A 2,843-nucleotide genomic window follows, 5' to 3' on the forward strand; every position below is an offset into this window, starting at 1 on the left:
AGCGGGCCCGGCTGGTGGCCTGGCTGCGACGGCTGGGCATGCCGCTGGCCCGCATCCGTACGGTGTGCGACCTGGAGCCCGCCGCCGCGGCGGACGAGGTCGCCGCCTACTGGGCGCAGGTGCGGGCCGACATCGCGGCCCGGGAGCGGCTGGCCGCCTTCCTCGTCGACCATCTGTCGGGAAGGACCGTCACCATGTCCGATGCAGCAACCCCGCTCACCGTCCGCTTCGCCGCGCGCTCCCACCCGGGGCTGGTCAGGGACGGCAACCAGGACGCCGTCCATGCCGGACGCCGGCTGGTCGCCGTGGCCGACGGCGCGGGCGACCACGGCGGGATCGCCAGCGCGGCAGCCATCGACGCGCTGAAGCCGCTGGATGCCGAACTGCCCGCCGGAAACCTGCTCAACGCACTGGAGCAGGCCGTGCAGCACGCCGACGGCGAGCTGCACAGCCTGCTGGAGTCCGACCCCTCCCTGGAGGGGCTCGGCACCACGCTCACCGCCATGCTGTGGTCCGGGTCCCAGCTGGCGCTGGTGCACATCGGCGACACCCGGGCCTATCTGCTGCGCGACGGCGAGCTGTTCCGGATCACCCATGACCACACCCATGTGCAGTCGCTGGTGGACGAAGGCCGCCTCACCCCCGAGGAGGCGGCCTCGCATCCCCAGCGCGCCCTGCTGATCCGGGCGCTGTTCGGCACCGGTGCTCCGCAGGCCGACCTCTCGCTGCACGAGGCCCGTCCCGGCGACCGCTATCTGCTCTGCTCCGACGGCCTGTCCGCGGTCGCCCCCGAGGCCGAGCTGCATCGTGTCCTCGGCTCGGTCGCCGACCCCGAGGAGGCCGCCGGGTGTCTGATCGACCTGGCCAACCGCCTGGGCGGGCCCGACAACATCGCCTGCGCCGTCGCGGATGTCAGCGTGACGCCGTCCAGCGAGGGCTGAGCCCGATCTGCCGCACCTGCTCCAGGCTGAGCGCGGGCTCCGGGCGGGTCACCGGACCGCCCTGGCTGTAGGAGTTGCAGACCAGGACGGCCACCCGGCGGCCGTCGGGGTGCAGCACATCCGCCTGCCTGACCACGGTCCTGCCGGTCTTCTCGTCGGGGCCCTGGGTGAGCAGCACCTTGGTGCCGTCGGAGAGGGTCTGCAGGGTGCAGGTGCCGGTCTTCACCCGGGAGCAGTCGTACCAGTCGCCGGTCAGCTCCGTGTGGGGGCTGACCTGCACCTGGACCAGGGAGCGGCCCCGGCCGTCGTTGTAGGAGAGCGCCACGAAATCCGGCCCGGCGTCCTTGTCGGTCAGTTCACCGCCCGGGGGCAGCAGCCGCGTCAGGTGCTCGATCATCTGCGCCGCCGGGACGGCGTCGGCGTCCGTCGGGACACCCGGGTGGTCGACGGGTGCGGGAAGGCTGCTGATCGCACGCCGCCAGTCGCCGCTGGTGGCGATGGAGCTCAACTGGTCGATGCTCAGCGCTGGTTGGGCGTTCCCGTTGACCGCCTTCTCGGCGCCTCCGGCGAACTCCTCCACGGTGATCTCGGCGTGCGAGGGTGTGGTGAGGATGACGTACCAGCGGCGCTGGCCGTGGTTGTTGCTGGGATAGGTGAACGACTTGGTGGTGACCAGCACCGAGCCGTCCGCCAGGGTCCTCCGGGTGCACTGGTCGTACGGTCGGACCTGCACCGGCAGGCATCCGGCGACGTCGTCCTGCGGGCCTCTCTGCAGGATGGACAGGTCGACGGCGGCGGTGCCCCGGGGGCCGGTCCAGGTCAGTGCGGCCCGGTATGCGCCGGGCAGTCCGTCGGCCGGGCCCTGCCCTGAGGTCTGTGACACCTTGCCGCCCTGGGGGAGCAGCCGCGCCAGGATGCCGAGGACCTCCGTGCCGCTCAGCGGCGCCGGCGTCGAGGCCGACGGTGACGCCGAGTGGACCGGGGTCGTCTGCTCCAGCCGGGCGGGGCCCGGGGTGGAGGCCGCCGTTCCCTGAGGGGGACCGATCAGCAGCGTCCCGCCCATGGCGGCCAGCGCGGTGGCGGCGGTCACCGCACCGACCCTGACGGCCCTGGCCCGGCGCATCCGCCGCCCTCGTACGGCACCGGCCTGCGCCAGGTCCGGTGGGGGCGGGCGGAACTCCCCCAGGGTGCTGTTCAGTGCGGCCGGCAGCCGGCGCTCGAACTCCTCGTCATGCAGCATTCGTGGGCCTCCGTTGTCAGTGCGCGGCAGGTGTCGGTGCGCGGGGTGCATCGGTGCGCGGCAGGTGTCGGCGTGCGTCGGTGCGCGGGATGTGTCAGTACGCGGCAAGGTCGGCCAGCTGGTCGCCCAGCAGCGTGCGCAGCCTTCGCAGGGCGCGCAGGCTCTGGGAGCGCACCGCTCCCGCCGAGAGGTCGAGGACCTGGGCGGTCTCCTCCACGGAGCGGTCCTCCCAGTAGCGGAGCACCAGCACCGCCCGGTCCCTGGCCGACAACTGGGCCAGCCCGTCCAGCAGGGTCAGCCGCAGCTCGCGGTCCTCCGGCCGGTCCACGGCGTCGGGCAGCCGGTCGCTGGGGTACTCGGTGGAGCTGCGGTTGCGCCGGTGCGACAGGAACGTCCGGACCAGCACGGTGTTGGCGTAGGCGACCGGGGACTCCCGGCGGTTGATGCGGCGCCAGGACCGGTACATCTTGCCCAGCGTCTCCTGGACCAGGTCCTCGGNNGCGGCGGCGAACTCCAGGTAGTCGGCGGGCGGTTCTCCCACAGTGCGGTCCCTCCGTGGTCGGACGTCACCCTCTTACACGCAGGGGACCCGTTCCCGCGTTACGGGTCTCCGCCGGTCGCGCCGGGACCCGTGACGCGGGACGGGGGACGCGGGACGGGGG

Annotated in this window: 3 protein-coding genes; 1 reads left to right on the plus strand and 2 read right to left on the minus strand. The window is 73.2% G+C overall.

Translation table 11 applies throughout. From position 1 onward, the window contains the following. A partial coding sequence (locus AOK09_RS06550) for a MerR family transcriptional regulator (RefSeq protein WP_055586162.1) occupies positions 1 to 941 on the plus strand: 941 nt, incomplete at its 5' end. On the opposite strand, the gene AOK09_RS06555 is transcribed toward AOK09_RS06550, so the two are convergent. Both AOK09_RS06555 and AOK09_RS06560 read right to left on the minus strand, forming a co-directional pair. After that, on the minus strand, positions 913 to 2,181 hold the full coding sequence (locus tag AOK09_RS06555) for a hypothetical protein (protein ID WP_055586163.1): 1,269 nt from the start codon (positions 2,179 to 2,181) through the stop codon (positions 913 to 915). The genes AOK09_RS06550 and AOK09_RS06555 overlap by 29 nt on opposite strands. 94 nt (positions 2,182 to 2,275) lie before the next feature. Continuing rightward, positions 2,276 to 2,679 (minus strand): sigma-70 family RNA polymerase sigma factor (locus AOK09_RS06560; RefSeq protein ID WP_245687153.1); only part of this gene is annotated, 404 nt, incomplete at its 5' end. Positions 2,680 to 2,843: the final 164 nt, after the last annotated feature.

The organism is Peterkaempfera griseoplana (genome assembly GCF_001418575.1).
Classification (GTDB): Bacteria; Actinomycetota; Actinomycetes; order Streptomycetales; family Streptomycetaceae; genus Peterkaempfera; species Peterkaempfera griseoplana.

Bases quoted from the DNA above. Each gene is read 5' to 3' on its own strand.
- AOK09_RS06555 (WP_055586163.1), bottom strand. From the start codon at position 2,181: ATGCTGCATGACGAGGAGTTCGAGCGCCGGCTGCCGGCCGCACTGAAC.